Origin of the sequence: Burkholderia sp. IDO3 (genome assembly GCF_003366075.1) — a bacterium.
Lineage (GTDB): Bacteria > Pseudomonadota > Gammaproteobacteria > Burkholderiales > Burkholderiaceae > Burkholderia > Burkholderia anthina.
Genome location: NZ_CP028962.1, coordinates 2,075,613 through 2,090,122, shown reverse-complemented (window position 1 = coordinate 2,090,122; position 14,510 = coordinate 2,075,613). Strand labels below are relative to the sequence as shown.

16 protein-coding genes are annotated in these 14,510 nt (G+C 68.5%); 15 read left to right on the top strand and 1 reads right to left on the bottom strand.

All coding sequences use genetic code 11. The features are described from left to right. The first annotated feature begins 56 nt into the window (after positions 1-56). From DCN14_RS09585 to DCN14_RS09565, 5 genes are all read left to right on the top strand, one after another. The gene (locus tag DCN14_RS09585) at positions 57-1,466 is read left to right on the top strand and encodes a Do family serine endopeptidase (RefSeq protein WP_096501513.1); all 1,410 of its coding nucleotides are present in this window, start codon (positions 57-59) and stop codon (positions 1,464-1,466) included. A 50-nt stretch (positions 1,467-1,516) separates the two neighbouring features. Continuing rightward, on the top strand, positions 1,517-2,002 hold the full coding sequence (locus DCN14_RS09580; protein ID WP_096501511.1) for a hypothetical protein: 486 nt from the start codon (positions 1,517-1,519) through the stop codon (positions 2,000-2,002). 196 nt (positions 2,003-2,198) lie between these two features. Then, positions 2,199-2,921: a serine protease gene (locus DCN14_RS09575; RefSeq protein WP_162826186.1), complete on the top strand. Its 723-nt coding sequence runs from the start codon at positions 2,199-2,201 to the stop codon at positions 2,919-2,921. A gap of 76 nt (positions 2,922-2,997) precedes the next feature. Beyond that, the gene (tecA, locus tag DCN14_RS09570; RefSeq protein ID WP_096501148.1) at positions 2,998-3,477 is read left to right on the top strand and encodes a type 6 secretion system effector deamidase TecA; all 480 of its coding nucleotides are present in this window, start codon (positions 2,998-3,000) and stop codon (positions 3,475-3,477) included. 275 nt (positions 3,478-3,752) lie between these two features. Continuing rightward, positions 3,753-4,646, top strand: coding sequence for an IclR family transcriptional regulator (locus tag DCN14_RS09565; protein ID WP_096501146.1), 894 nt, complete (start codon positions 3,753-3,755; stop codon positions 4,644-4,646). 119 nt (positions 4,647-4,765) lie between these two features. On the opposite strand, the gene DCN14_RS09560 is transcribed toward DCN14_RS09565, so the two are convergent. After that, positions 4,766-5,845 (bottom strand): porin, encoded by a 1,080-nt coding sequence (locus DCN14_RS09560; protein WP_096501144.1) that lies wholly within the window; start codon positions 5,843-5,845, stop codon positions 4,766-4,768. 446 nt (positions 5,846-6,291) lie between these two features. Between DCN14_RS09560 and DCN14_RS09555 the strand changes: the two genes are divergently transcribed. Genes DCN14_RS09555 through DCN14_RS09510 form a run of 10 tightly spaced genes read left to right on the top strand, consistent with a single transcriptional unit; the run spans position 6,292 to position 14,430 of the window. Continuing rightward, positions 6,292-6,609: a non-heme iron oxygenase ferredoxin subunit gene (locus DCN14_RS09555; RefSeq protein ID WP_089492513.1), complete on the top strand. Its 318-nt coding sequence runs from the start codon at positions 6,292-6,294 to the stop codon at positions 6,607-6,609. 1 nt (position 6,610) lies between these two features. Then, positions 6,611-6,922 (top strand): recombinase-like helix-turn-helix domain-containing protein, encoded by a 312-nt coding sequence (locus tag DCN14_RS09550; RefSeq protein WP_096501142.1) that lies wholly within the window; start codon positions 6,611-6,613, stop codon positions 6,920-6,922. A 54-nt stretch (positions 6,923-6,976) separates the two neighbouring features. Further along, positions 6,977-8,047, top strand: a complete 1,071-nt coding sequence (locus DCN14_RS09545) for an aromatic ring-hydroxylating dioxygenase subunit alpha (protein ID WP_096501140.1) — start codon at positions 6,977-6,979, stop codon at positions 8,045-8,047. Then, entirely contained in the window at positions 8,040-8,810 is a 771-nt protein-coding gene (locus tag DCN14_RS09540; protein WP_096501138.1) for an SDR family oxidoreductase, read from the top strand. Before DCN14_RS09545 ends, DCN14_RS09540 begins: the two co-directional genes overlap by 8 nt. Before the next feature lie 34 nt (positions 8,811-8,844). Then, on the top strand, positions 8,845-9,372 hold the full coding sequence (locus DCN14_RS09535; RefSeq protein ID WP_096501136.1) for a cupin domain-containing protein: 528 nt from the start codon (positions 8,845-8,847) through the stop codon (positions 9,370-9,372). An 18-nt stretch (positions 9,373-9,390) separates the two neighbouring features. Further along, the gene (locus DCN14_RS09530; RefSeq protein WP_096501134.1) at positions 9,391-10,287 is read left to right on the top strand and encodes an alpha/beta fold hydrolase; all 897 of its coding nucleotides are present in this window, start codon (positions 9,391-9,393) and stop codon (positions 10,285-10,287) included. Further along, entirely contained in the window at positions 10,284-11,141 is an 858-nt protein-coding gene (locus DCN14_RS09525) for an IclR family transcriptional regulator (protein WP_096501132.1), read from the top strand. The genes DCN14_RS09530 and DCN14_RS09525 overlap by 4 nt, the downstream gene beginning before the upstream one ends. Next, on the top strand, positions 11,138-11,935 hold the full coding sequence (locus DCN14_RS09520; protein ID WP_096501130.1) for an SDR family oxidoreductase: 798 nt from the start codon (positions 11,138-11,140) through the stop codon (positions 11,933-11,935). Before DCN14_RS09525 ends, DCN14_RS09520 begins: the two co-directional genes overlap by 4 nt. Continuing rightward, entirely contained in the window at positions 11,928-13,598 is a 1,671-nt protein-coding gene (locus DCN14_RS09515; protein WP_096501128.1) for a thiamine pyrophosphate-binding protein, read from the top strand. Before DCN14_RS09520 ends, DCN14_RS09515 begins: the two co-directional genes overlap by 8 nt. After that, positions 13,591-14,430 carry an aspartate dehydrogenase gene (locus DCN14_RS09510; RefSeq protein ID WP_096501126.1) on the top strand — a complete coding sequence of 280 codons (840 nt, stop codon included), beginning with the start codon at positions 13,591-13,593 and terminating at the stop codon, positions 14,428-14,430. The genes DCN14_RS09515 and DCN14_RS09510 overlap by 8 nt, the downstream gene beginning before the upstream one ends. The last annotated feature ends 80 nt before the right edge of the window (positions 14,431-14,510 follow it).

The following is a 14,510-nucleotide window of genomic DNA, read 5'->3' as shown; positions in this document are numbered from 1 at the left end:
TTGAGGGCAGGCATGAGCCGGTGGCGCACCGGCGCGAACCGACGAGGAGCAGCAACGTGAAATCGGGCAAGCACACCGGCCGCGTGGCGGCGCTCGCGGTCGGGTTCGCACTGACGCTCGGCGGCGCATGCGGCGCGGCGCGGGCCGCCGATCGCGCGACGCAGGCCGACGGCGCGCCGACGATCGCGCTGCCGAATTTCGCCGCGCTCGTCAGGCGCGTCGGGCCGGCCGTCGTCAACATCAGCGTCACGCGCGAAGTCACGCAGATGGGCATCCAGCTGCCGCCCGGCATCGGGCCCGACCATCCGCTCGCGCCGTTCCTTGCGCGCCGCGTGATCGGCAACCGCGAGGAGGTGAGCCTCGGCTCGGGCTTCATCGTCAGCGAAGACGGCGAGATTCTCACCAACCGGCACGTGGTTGGCGATGCGGCCACCGTCGACGTGAAGCTGACCGACAAGCGGCAGTTCAAGGGCCGCGTGATCGGCAGCGATCCGGTGTCGGACGTCGCGGTGATCCGCATCGACGCGCGCAACCTGCCGGTCGTCGCGACCGGCGATCCGGCGCGCACGGAAGTGGGCGACTGGGTGATGGCGATCGGCTCGCCGTACGGGTTCGCGAACACGGTCACGCAGGGCATCGTCAGCGCGAAGTCGCGCTCGCTGCCGGGCGAGCAGGCGATTCCGTTCATCCAGACCGACGTCCCGATCAATCCCGGCAATTCGGGCGGCCCGCTGTTCGACCTGAACGGCCGCGTGATCGCGATCAACTCGATGATCTTCTCGAAGACGGGCGGCTACCAGGGGCTCGCGTTCGCGATTCCGATCGACATCGCGCTCGACGTGAAGGACCAACTGCTGCGCACCGGCAAGGTCACGCGCGGCCGGCTCGGCGTCGCGGTGCAGGAGGTCAGCCAGGCGCTCGCGCGCTCGTTCGGCCTCGCGAACCCGGATGGCGCGCTGATCACGATGATCGAGCCGGACGGCCCGGCCGCGAAGGCCGGGCTGCGGGCCGGCGACGTCGTGCTCGCGGTCGACGGCAAGCCGGTCGCCGAATCGTCCGACCTGCTCGGCACGATCGCCGGCATGCGTCCCGGGCGGCAGGCCGATCTGCTCGTGTGGCGCGCGGGCCGAGCGACGCACCTGAGCGCGACGGTCGGCGCGTTCGACAGCGGGTCGGCGTCGAGCGGCGGCGCGCAGGCGGCCGCGCGCTTCGGGCTTGCGTTGCGCGCGGCGACCGAGCAGGAGCGGCAGAAGCTCGGCGTGAGCCAGGCGCTCGTCGTCGAACAGGTGAGCGGCCAGGCGGCGCGCGCGGGCTTGCAGCCCGGCGACGTCGTGCTGTCGGTCAACGGCACGCCGGTCGCGAGCATCGGCGCGCTGATGACGGGGATCGAAGCCGCGCGCGGCAACGTCGCGCTGCTCGTGCAGCGCGGCGGCACGCGGCTGTATGTGCCGATCGAGATCGGATGAGTGGAGCCGGACGCATGGTGCGCGCGGGCGAGCAGGCAAAGGGAGACGTGATGAAGCGAAGGCTGGAATGGACGGTTTCCGGATGGCTGCGGACGCTCGCGTTCGTGTGCGTGCTGGCCGCGTGCGCGCCGGCCGTGGCGCAGACGGCCGACGTGCCGCAGCCGTGGATCAGCTATGCGCAGCTCGTCGGCCGCCAGTTCCAGGCATGGCTCGAAGCCGACGGCGAAGCGCCCGACCGGCTGCACCGGTATCTCGAGGAACGCGTGCTGAAGGCGAGCGCCGAGGCGCCGCCGCCCGCGATCGTCGTGCGGGCGTGGATCGGTCCGAACGGCGCCGTCACGCGCGTCGAGTTCGCGTCGCTCGGCGCGCCCGACGCGGATGCGACGCTGCGGCAACTGCTGACCGCGAACCCGCTGACCGAGCCGCCGCCGCCGGACATGCTGCAGCCGTTGCGGGTGCGTTTGCGGTTGACGCCGAACCCCGACGCGGCGGCGGCTGCGCCCGCGTCGGCAGGATCGGCGGCGCGCGCGCCGTGAGGTTGCCGGCGCGGCGCAAGCATCTGCATGCGACGAAGATGCGCGTCGTTCGCCGGTTCGCATGCGGGTGACGATGCGGATCGCTACCTGCGCCGCGAGGCGATTGCCGGTTCGCCCGCCGGCTGCGGGACGAATCGCTGCTTTCGCCGCATCCCGATTACCGGTATGCGTGCAGTGCGTCGCGGCCGTACTCGGATTGACCATTGCGTTGCTGCTCGCGCCAACCGCACAGGCAGACCCCGCCGCGCAACCCACCCCGCTCGCGATCCGTCCGCAACCCGACGCCCGCACCCTCGACGTGAACGCCACCGGCATCTTCATCAACGATGCCGGCGACGTGCTGACCGCGCGTCACGCGGTCGCCGGATGCGGCAGCCTGTTCGTGATCAAGGATGCACGCGTCGCGCGGGCGCGGGTGCGGGTCGTCAGCCCGGAGCGCGATCTCGCGGTCGTCGGCAGCACGCTTCGCCCGTTGCTCGTCGCCGCGTTCGCCCGCACGCCGCCCGGCGGCGGCGCGCAACCCGTATTCGCGGCCGGCTACGACGCGCTGCGCAAGATGCCCGATCGCGCGACCGCGGTTGTCAACGGGCTGACGCGTCCCGGCGCACGCGCCGATGCACTCACGCTGATGCTGGCCGCGACGAACGGCGCGAGCGGCGCGGCCGTGCTCGACCAGGCGGGGCGCGTGATCGGCGTCGTCACCGATCGCGCGGAGGTCGCGACCGGTGACTCGCGCGCGGTCGCGACGCGTACCGATGCCGCGCGCTACGTGATCGCGGTGCCCGTCGAACCGGTCAAGGCGTTCCTCGCGGCGAACGGCGTGCGCTACGACGAAACCGATGCGCCGCAGCTCGAGCCGCTGCAGCCGCATGCGGCGCGCGCGGCGACGCTCGAGGTGGGGATTCTGTGCGGCGAGTGACGGGCTGTCGTCATAAGATATGACGTTCGTGCGTTGGCGGGACGATGACGCTCCTTTCCCTCAAAAGGACCACCTCATGGAACTCACCCAACTGGGCGCGCATGTCGCGCAGTCCGGCATTGGCGAACGGCAGAAGCACGCGCAGGGATTGATGTACGGGATGGCCGACATCCTGGAATACGTGTCCGGCGGCGTCTGCTACGATGCCGCGGCCTTCGTCAGATACCTGCTGGCCGGGCACACGATCATCACGCCTGCCATGCTGCTCGACACGATCGGCCAGAACTGGCGGCCGCGCTTCAACTTCGCGGCCGGCACGCCGTGGGACGGGCAGAGCAGCATTCCGGCCGGCACCGCGGTCGGCTTCTCGCGCGGCGGCTCGGTCTTTCATGCGGCGATCTCGGTCGGCGGCAGCCGGATCCGGGGCATCAACGGCGGGCGCCTGGGGAGCGGCTGGATGTATGCGGTCGATCTCGCGCGCGCGTTGCCGCGCAACGACGACGGCACCTTCTCGTACGACCGGACGAGCATCCAGGTCCACCTGTCTCGCTTGTAACGGCGCACGCGTCGCCGCCATGCTGCGCCGCCGGACATGATCCGCGGCCGGCCCGACTCGAGCCGGCGCCGCGCATCCGGCGATTTCCGCATGGCGTCGCGCCGTCTATCGCTGGTATCCTCTCGATCGTGGATGACTATTCACTGGATCGGCGCGTGCGGCGTTCCGGCGATGCCCAAGGCTGCGAAGCAGGGCGCGCGCTGGAGTAGCATGACTGAATATCCGCGGCGATCCACGACCCGTTTTGTGATTGATTTCCTTCCGTCCGTGTACCCATGGCCAAGACAACGATGAGCGGCGCACCCGACTCCGGCGCGACCGGCGACGACGAATCGTCCGGCGGCGCGTCGTCCTATCTCGTGCCGGGGCTCGAACGCGGGTTGCGGATCCTCGCCGAATTCTCCGCGCGCGAGCCGGTGCTCGGCGCGCCCGAACTGTCGAAGCGCATCGGCATCCCGCGCACGACCACCTTCCGCCTGCTGCAGACGCTCGAAGCGCTCGGCTTTCTCGAGCGCGTGAACGGCGATCGCTACTTCCGGCTCGGCGTCGGCGTGCTGCGGCTCGGCTTCGAATACCTGAATTCGCTCGAACTGACCGATCTCGGCGCCCCCGTGCTCGAACGGCTGCGCGATGCGACGGGCCTGTCGACGCACCTGCTGATCCGCGACCAGCGCGATGTCGTGTTCGTCGCGAAGGCGCAGAGCAACACGTCGATGTTCGGTTCGGTGAAGGTGCACGTCGGCACGCGGCTGCCCGCGCATGCGACCGTGCACGGCCACGTGCTGATGGGCGACCTCACGCGCGACGCGCTGCGCCAGCTCTACCCGGAAAAGCGTCTCGAACAGTTCACCGAGCGCACGCCGGGCACCGTCGACGAGCTGTACGAGCGTGTGCGTCATTACGCGCGGCTCGGCTACGCGGTCAGCGAGGCCGCGTTCGAAAGCGGGATCTCGGCCGTGACCGCGCCCGTGCGCGACCATTCGGGCGGGATCGTTGCGGCGATCACGGCGACGGTGCCGCGCTCGGAAATCGGCGAGGCCGGCGAGAAGGAACGGCTCGTCGAAGCGGTGTGCGGCGCCGCGGTCGACCTGTCGCAGCGGCTGAACTACCGGCCGCTCGAAAGCGATCCGACGTTCGCGCATGCGCGCCACCGCGTCGCGATGTTCTGACCGGTCGAGCGCGCGCGCGTCGCGCGGCTTCGTCGACAGCCCATGAAAAAGAGCAGCCCGCGGGCTGCTCTTTTCGCTTCCGGCGCCAGGCGCGGAGCCTGGCATCCGGCACCGTTCGTTCAGAACGAGTGGTGAATCCCGGTCAGCACGATCACCTGGTTCGCGGTGCTCGATACGCCGGCCGTGAAGAACGACGCATTCGCACCGCCCGAGCCGTGTTCGTATAGCACGTTCGCGTAGAGCTGCGTGCGCTTGGACAGCGCGTAGATGTCGCCGAGCTCGACCTGGGTCCAGCGGCGGCCGGCCAGCGTCGTCGTTGCCGCGCCGCCCGCGATCGTGTTGAACGCGCTGCTCTGGTAGTTCACGCCCGCGTCGTAGCTCTGGAACGTGTCGGAGTAGCCGTTCGACTGCATCTTCACGCGCGTGTACAGGCCGTGCACCAGGAAGCTGCCGAACCGGTACGACGCGCCCGCGCCGATGTTCTCCACCTTGTTCGCGATGTAGCCGTTCGCGGTGTTCTGCCCCTGGAACGATGCGATGCCCGTCTGGCTGATCAGGATCGAGCGGTCGTGCTCGTTCGAGTAGACGGCCGACGCCTTGAACGGCCCGTTCGCGTAGTTCAGCGCGACGCCGACCGACTTGCCGGTCGAGAAGTTCGTCGTGTTGCCGAGCGCCATCGTCGCGGCGGCCGAGAAGCCCGCGAAATCCGGCGAACGGTACTTGACCGAGTTGTTGTACGGCACGTTGCCGGTCGCGGCGAGCCCGTCGATGTTGCCCGGGTGGAACGCATACCAGCTCATCGCGAGGTAGGCCGTGCTGAGCGGATCGAGATAGTCGAACGTCAGCGGCGTCTGGCGGCCGAGCGTCAGCGTGCCGTAGCGATCCGAGCTGAGACCGACGAACGCCGCGCGGTTCCAGATCGTGTTCGCGGTCGCGAGCTGGCCGTTGTTCGTATAGAAGCCGTTTTCGAGCTGGAAGATCGCCGACAGGCCGCCGCCGAGGTCTTCCTTGCCTTTCAGGCCCCACCGGTCGGGCTGCGTGTTGCCCTGGATCATCGCCCATTTCGCGTGACCGCCGACGTTGTTCACGTACGCGACGCCGGCATCCAGGCTGCCGTACAGCACCACGCTGCTCTGCGCCCATGCGCCCGACATGACGCCCATTCCGATGACTGCTGCTGCTACCGCATGCTTGACCATTTGATCTCCTGACTCTCCGAACCTGATGAAAGATGCCGCGACGGCAGACGCGGGGACGGCCGGCCATCACGCGTTCTTCACCACCGGGCGGGCATTTTAATGTTCCATATAAGGAACAACGTGCCTCTGATGGAATGGAGTATAGGGGCGCCGCGCATGTGGTCAAAAATAAATTTATCGGGACGGATGCGTCCGACGTCATCGCGCAACACGGGGGCGGGCATCTCGAAAAAGCCACTTAAATCCCTGCCACAAAACAAAAATATTCATCAGATCAGGGCTGCGACGACGCTCGCCGATCCTGCGGTCGGTGTTTTCCCTAGGACATGCAGCTTTTTGTTTTACTCGTGGAAAGTCGCTCCTATAATCACCATCCATAAACTGCTGTTCCGGATATGGAACAAATCCGGAGCGAACCCAGAGTCGATCAGAAGGAAGGGTGTGAGATGTCTGAACAATGGATTTGTGCCGGGCACGCCGGCGCGCTGTCGGAAGACACGCCGATCGAGTTCAAGCGGACCGACGGCGTCGAAATCGGGATCTACCGCGTAGGCGACGCGGTGTATGCGCTCGAGAACGTGTGCCCGCATGCATACGCGCTGCTGACGCAGGGCTTCGTCGACGAAGGCACCGTCGAATGCCCGCTGCACGAAGCCGTGTTCGACATCAAGACGGGCGAATGCCTGAAGGGCCCGGGCGGGCGCGCGCTGAAGCAGTACGCGGTGCGCCTGGCCGGTGAGGAAATCCAGATCAAGGTGGAATGACATGAAAGAAGCGACCGTCAACTTCAATCCTTTCCTGAAGCCGTGGGTGGCGCCGCAGCCGAACAACGTCGCGGGCAAGGGGCAGATCGAAATCCCGGGGCAGGTCGAGAACCGCGTGTGGCAGAACCGCAAGGCCGAGCCGACGCAGTACGAGAACGATCTCGGCGATGCGCTCGAACGCGTGTTCGAGAGCGGCGCGACCGAGCTGGACGATGTCGTCGCGGGCCTGAACCGCATCGGCTTCCGCGCGCCGGACGGCACGGTCTGGACGCCCGAGCGTTTCCGCGCCGAAATGGCCTCGCTGGCGGAATGAGCGCGCTTGCCGCGTGACCGCCGACCCGACGACAACCGCATCCGGAGCACACTGATGACGTCCCCCGCACAACACGAAGTCCAACACGACCCGGTCCGCGACTACCTCGATCGCGGCATCAAGAACTACTGGTATCCCGTCGCCCCGAGCTGGCAGGTGTCGAACGCGCCCGTCGGCCTCACGCGCCTGTCCGAGCAGATCGTGCTGTGGCGCGATCACGAAGGCAAAGTCCACGCGCTGGAAGATCGCTGCCCGCACCGCGGCGCGCGCCTGTCGCTCGGCTGGAACCTCGGCGGCAACATCGCGTGCTGGTATCACGGCATCGAAGTCGACGGCGGCGGCACGGTCAACCGTGTGCCGGCCGTGTCGAACTGTCCGCTCGAAGGCACGAAGTGCGTGAAGTCGTATCCGGTCGAAGAGAAGGCCGGCGCGATCTTCCTGTGGTTCGGCGACGAAGCGCACGGCGAGCCGGCGCCGCTGAACCTGCCGGAAGAACTGGTCGCCGACGAGTACGGCCACTTCCTGTGCGTGTCGAACTGGAAGTGCAATTACCAGTACGCGATCGACAACGTGATGGACCCGATGCACGGCGCGTATCTGCACGCGACGTCGCATTCGATGGCCGAAGGCGACAAGCAGGCCGACATGCGCGTGCGCAAGACGGAAACGGGCCTGATGTTCGAGAAGATCGGCCAGCGCGACGTGAACTTCGACTGGGTCGAGCTCGGCGAAACCGGCTGCCTGTGGATGCGCCTCGCGATTCCATACAAGCAGAAGTTCGGCCCGGGCGGCAACTTCGGGATCATCGGCTTCGCGACGCCGGTCGACGGTGACAACTGCCAGGTCTACTTCTGGCGTACCCGCAAGGTCAGCGGCTGGCAGCGCGACGTGTGGCGCTTCATGTACCGCAACCGCCTCGAGGGCCTGCACTGGGACGTGCTCGAGCAGGACCGCTACGTTCTCGAAAGCCTCGCGCCGCACGCACGCGATCACGAATACCTGTACCAGCACGACGTCGGCATCACGCGCGTGCGCCGGATGCTGCGCCAGCGCGCGCAGGAACACCTGGCCGCGCTCGACGCGCACCGCGCGGCGCACGCCGCGGCGGAGCCGGCACATGGCTGAGTTCGCACCGGTCGTGCCGCTGCCGGGGCGCCGCGTGCTCGTGACGGGCGGCGCACGCGGTCTCGGCGCCGCGTTCGTGAAGGCGCTGGTCGAAGCGGGCGCGCAGGTCGCGTTCGGCGACGTGCTCGTCGAAGAAGGCCGCGCGCTGGCCGCGCAGCTCACGCAAGCCGGCCACGCCGCGCATTTCTTCGCGCTCGACCTGGCCGATCCGGCGAGCGTCGATGCGTTCGTCGCGCAGGGCGCCGCGGCGCTCGGCGGCATCGACGCACTGATCAACAACGCGGCGATCACGAATTCGGGCGGCAAGCTGTCGACGGAACTCGACGTGTCGACCTGGGATGCCGTGATGAACGTGAACGTGCGCGGCGTGTGGCTCGTCAGCAATGCGGCGCTGCCGCACCTCGCGAAGTCGGGCCGCGGCGCGATCGTGAACCTCGCATCGGATACCGCGCTGTGGGGCGCGCCGAAGCTGCTCGCGTACGTCGCCAGCAAGGGCGCCGTGATCGCGATGACGCATGCGCAGGCGCGCGAGTTCGGTGCGCACGGCGTGACGGTCAACGCGATCGCGCCGGGGCTCACCGAAGTCGAGGCGACGGCCTACGTGCCGGCCGAACGCCACGCGTTCTACATGCAGGGCCGCGCGCTCGCGCGTGCGCAGGTGCCGGAGGACGTGACGGGCCCGGTGCTGTTCCTGCTGTCGGACGGCGCGCGCTTCGTGACGGGCCAGCTGCTGCCGGTGAACGGCGGCTTCGTAATGAACTGAATTGAAGTTTTCACTCGGAATGAAGGAGAGGACGATGGCGGACGCAGATCTCGAACGCAAGTCGTGGGACCAGCCGGAAGAAGCGAGTTTCGGCGACTGGATGGAAGGGCGCGTCGCGCGCTACGCAACGCGGCGCTACGACTGGGACGCACTGAAGTTCCAGGCCGACTACGACCCGAAGTACCGTCGCGCGCAGATGCGCTACGTCGGCACGGGCGGCACGGGCGTCGCGAAGGACGTCAACACGGTGCCGGCCGGCAACTTCACGTTCTCGACGATGGTCATCCCGGCCGGCAACATCGGCCCGAGCCACATCCACATCGACGTCGAGGAAATCTTCTTCGTGCTGCGCGGCAAGATGAAGGTGATCTGCGAGCGCGACGGCGAGACCTGGGAAGCGATCCTCGGCGAGCGCGACCTGATCTCGGTGCCGCCGGGCGTGTATCGCACGGAAATCAACATCGGCGAGGAAGATGCGCTGATGTGCGTGATGCTCGGTGCGCCGAAGCCCATCACGCCGACGTATCCGCCGGATTCGCCGCTCGCGAAGATCAAGCGCTGAGACGGAGCGGAGCCAGTAATGAGTGTCATCGACAAACGTGAACGCGACCGCACCGCGGCGTTCGCCACGCTGCTCGGGCAGTTTCCCGAGCAGCGCTGCGAGGCCGGCGCGGCGGGCACGATCGGCTACCGTGAGGCCGGCGCGCAGCATGCGGGCCGCGCGCTGCCCGTCGTGCTGCTGCACGGGATCGGCTCGGGCGCCGCATCGTGGGTGCGCCAGCTCGACACGCTCGGCGCGTCGCGGCGCGCGCTTGCGTGGGATGCGCCGGGCTACGGCGTATCGACGCCCGTGCACGGCGCATCGCCGGCGGCCGCCGATTACGCGGCGTCGCTGAACGCGTGGCTCGAGGCACTCGGCATCGAACGCTGCGTGCTGGTCGGGCATTCGCTCGGCGCGATCATCGCGGGCGGCTTGTCCCGCGTGGTGCCCGCGCGGATCGCCGGCCTGCTGCTGATTTCGCCTGCCGGCGGCTACGGCAGCGCGCCCGCCGAGACGCGCGACACGCGCCGCGACGCGCGCCTCGCGATGCTCGAGGAGCTCGGCCCGGCCGGGCTCGCCGAGCAGCGCAGCGGCAACATGCTGTCCGGTTTCGCGAGCGACGAAGCGCGGGCATGGGTGCGCTGGAACATGGCGCGCATCGTGCCGGCCGGCTATGCGCAGGCCACGCATCTGCTCGCGAACGCCGATCTCGCGTCCGATCTCGCCGGCTTTCGCGGCCGCACGGCGGTGGCGGTCGGCGCGAACGACGCGATCACGCCGCCGGCTGCCTGCGAGCGCATCGCCGCGGCCGCGCACGTCGGGCTGCAGGTGATTCCGCAGGCCGGTCATGCCGGTTACGTGGAAGCGCCGGCAGTGTATTCGTCGCTGATCGACGGCTTCTGCCGCCAATGCGATCGTCAACGGGGGCTGGAATGAGCGAACCGTTGCAACGACAGGACGCGGAAAACGCGAAGGCCGAGGCCAACTACGTGGTGCCGGGCCTCGAACGCGGGCTGCGGATCCTCGCCGAATTCTCGCCGCGCGAGCCGGTGCTCGGCGCGCCGGAGCTGTCGAAGCGCCTCGGCATTCCGCGCACGACGGTGTTCCGTCTGCTGCAGACGCTCGAATCGCTCGGCTTCCTCGAGCGCGCGGACAAGGATCGCAATTACAAGCTCGGGATCGCCGTGCTGCGGCTCGGCTTCGAATACCTGAGCTCGCTGGAGCTGACCGATCTCGGCCTGCCGGTGATCGAGAGCCTGCGCGACGCAACCGGCTTCACGACGCACATCGTGATCCGCGACGGCCGCGACGTGGTGTTCGTCGCGAAGGCGCAGAGCCAGTCGCCGGTGTTCAGCTCGATTCGCGTGAACGTCGGCACGCGGCTGCCCGCGCATGCGACGACCCACGGCCACGTGCTGATGGGCGACCTGTCGCTGACGGAGCTGCGTGCGCTGTATCCGGAAGGCGCGCTGAACCGGATGACGAGCGCGACGCCGGAAACGGTCGACGCGCTGTACGAAGTGATCCGCGAGGATGCGCTGCGCGGCTACGGCGTCAGCAATTCGTCGTTCGAGCGCGGGATCTCGGTGGTCACGGCGCCCGTGCGCAACGACACGCAGAGGATCGTCGCGTGCATCACGGTGACGGTGCCGCGCCCGGAGATCGACGCGTCGCTGATCGCCGACGGGCTGATCGACAAGGTGCAGCGCGCGGCGGCGGAATTGTCGCGGCGGCTCAATTACCGCTCGGATGACGAGCACACGTTTCTGAAGGCTTTAGGACTCCGATGATTCAGATCGATCTGACCGGGCAGGTGGCGGTGGTGACGGGCGGTTCGTCCGGCATCGGCCTCGCGACTGCCGAACGGTTCCTGCAGGCCGGCGCATCGGTCGCGATTTGCGGCCGCGACGGCGAACGCCTCGCACGCGCGCAAGCGCTGCTCGGCGAAAAATATCCGGGCGCGCCACTGCTTGCCGTGCGCTGCAACGTGCTCGACGAAGCCGACGTGGCCGCGTTCGCGCAGGCCGTGTCCGACCGCTTCGGCCGCGCCGACATGCTGGTCAACAACGCCGGCCAGGGCCGCGTGTCGACCTTCGCCGACACGACCGACGACGCGTGGCGCGAAGAGCTCGAACTGAAGTACTTCAGCATCATCCGCCCGACGCGTGCGTTCCTGCCGCTGCTGCGCGATGCGGCCGCACCGTCGATCACCTGCGTGAACTCGCTGCTCGCGCTGCAGCCCGAGCCGCACATGGTCGCGACGTCGTCGGCGCGCGCGGGCGTGCTGAGCCTCGTGAAGTCGCTCGCGACGGAACTGGCGCCGCAACGCATCCGCGTGAACTCGATCCTGATCGGCATCGTCGAGTCGGGTCAGTGGCGCCGCCGCTACGAAGCGCAGGCGCAGGCCGGCGAAAGCTGGGAAGACTGGACGGGCGCGCTCGCCCGCAAGAAGAACATTCCGCTGAACCGCTTCGGCAAGCCCGACGAGGCTGCCTGGGCCCTTTTTTATCTTGCAACGCATCTGTCGTCCTATACGACGGGCAGCCATATCGACGTTTCTGGAGGTTTTGCACGCCATGTCTAAAAAAACCACGGTTGGCGAGCTGATTGCCGCCTTTCTCGAGCAGTGCGACGTCAAAACCGCATTCGGTGTCATCTCGATCCACAACATGCCGATCCTCGACGCGATCAACTCGCGCGGCAACATCCGGTATGTCGGCGCGCGCGGTGAAGCGGGCGCGGTGAACATGGCCGACGGCCTGGCCCGCGTGTCGGGCGGCCTGGGCGTCGCGTTCACGAGCACGGGCACGGCGGCGGGCAATGCAGCCGGCGCGATGGTCGAGGCGCTGACGGCCGGCACCGCGCTGCTGCACATCACGGGGCAGATCGAGACGCCGTACCTCGACCAGGACCTGGCATACATCCACGAAGCGCCCGATCAACTGACGATGCTCGACGCGATCTCGAAGGCCGCGTTCCGCGTGCGCACGGTCGAAACCGTGCTGCCGACGATCCGCGAAGCGGTGCGCATCGCGCAGACCGCGCCGACGGGGCCCGTGTCGGTCGAGATTCCGATCGACATCCAGGCTGCCGAAATCGAATGGCCGGAAGACCTCGCACCGGCGCACGTCGCGGTGCGCGAGCACGACGACGCACGCGTCGCGAAGCTCGCCGACGCACTGGCGGCCAAGCGCCGTCCGCTGCTGTGGCTCGGCGGCGGCGCGCGTCATGCGCGTGCGGAAGTCGAACGCCTGGTGAAGCTCGGCTTCGGCGTCGTGACTAGCGTGCAGGGCCGCGGCGTGCTGCCGGAAGATCACCCGGCGACGCTCGGCGCGTTCAACGTGCATGCGTCGGTCGAAGCGTTCTACAAGACCTGCGACGCACTCGTCGTGGTCGGCTCGCGCCTGCGCGGCAACGAGACGCTGAAGTACAAGCTCGCGCTGCCGCAGCCGCTGTTCCGCGTCGACGCCGACGCGCTCGCCGACAACCGCGGCTATCGCAACGAGCTGTTCGTGCACGGCGATTCGAAGCGCGTGCTGGCCGAGCTGGCCGACCGCCTCGAAGGCCGCCTGTCCGTCGATCCGGAATTCGCCGCCGATCTTGCCGCTGCGCGCGAGCAGGCCGTCGCCAGCGTGGCGGAGGGCCTCGGCCCGTACAAGACGCTCGTCGACACGCTGCAGGGCGCGGTGGGCCGCGACTACAACTGGGTGCGCGACGTGACGATCTCGAACAGCACGTGGGGCAACCGCCTGCTGAAGATCTTCGAACCGCGCGCCGGCGTGCATGCGCTGGGCGGCGGCATCGGCCAGGGCATCCAGATGGGTATCGGCGCGGCGCTGGCCGGTTCGGCGGCGAAGACGGTGTGCCTCGTCGGCGACGGCGGCCTGATGGTCAACGTCGGCGAACTGGTGACGGCCGTGCAGGAAAACGCGAACGTGATGATCGTGCTGATGAACGACCAGTGCTACGGCGTGATCCGCAACATCCAGGACGCGCAGTATGGCGGCCGCCGCTGCTTCGTACAGCTGCACCAGCCGGATTTCGCACAGTTCTGCGCGAGCTTCGGCCTCACGCACTACCGGATCACGTCGCTCGACCAGGCGGAAGCGATCGTGCGCGAAGGGATCGCGAAGGAAGGGCCGGTGATGGTCGAGGTCGACATGCTGTCGGTCGGCTCGTTCGCATCGAACTTCGCGGGCCCGCCGGTCAAGAAGGACGAAACGCCGTCGGAGCGGCAATATGCTTAACGGACGCCATCCGGGCCACGGACACGGGCATGCGCCCGTCGACGTCGCGATGATCGGCTTCGGCGCGATCGGTGCCGCGGTGTATCACGCGGTCGAGCACGATGCGTCGCTGCGGGTCGCGCACGTGATCGTGCCCGAGCACCAGCGCGCCGCGGTGCAGGACGAACTCGGCGGTGCGGTGGAGGTCGTGTCGTCGGTCGACGCGCTGGCCCGCCGCCCCGAGTTCGCGCTCGAATGCGCGGGTCACAGCGCGCTCGTCGATCACGTCGTGCCGCTGCTGAAGGCCGGCACCGACTGCGCGGTCGCTTCGATCGGCGCGTTGTCCGATCTCGCGCTGCTCGACGTGCTGTCGCAGGCCGCCGACGAGGGCGACGCGACGCTCACGCTGCTGTCCGGCGCGATCGGCGGGATCGACGCGCTGGCGTCGGCGAAGCAGGGCGGCCTCGACGAGGTGCTGTACGTCGGCCGCAAGCCGCCGCTCGGCTGGCTCGGCACGCCGGCCGAAGCGCTGTGCGACCTGCGCGCGATGACCGAAGAGAAGGTGATCTTCGAAGGCACCGCGCGCGATGCCGCGCGGCTGTATCCGAAGAATGCGAACGTCGCGGCGACCGTCGCGCTCGCGGGCCTCGGCCTCGATGCGACGCGCGTGCGCCTGATCGCCGATCCGGCGGTCGCGCGCAACGTGCACCGCATCACCGCGCGCGGCGCGTTCGGCGAGATGTCGCTCGAAATGAGCGGCAAGCCGTTGCCCGACAACCCGAAGACATCCGCGTTGACCGCGTACAGCGCGATCCGCGCGCTGCGCAATCGCGCGGCCCGCTGCGTGATCTGAGCGGACCTTCGGGCCATTGAGCGCCCGCCTGCGCCACGGCGCGGGCGGCAGCGCAGAGACAGATTTGTGGGACTTGTGAC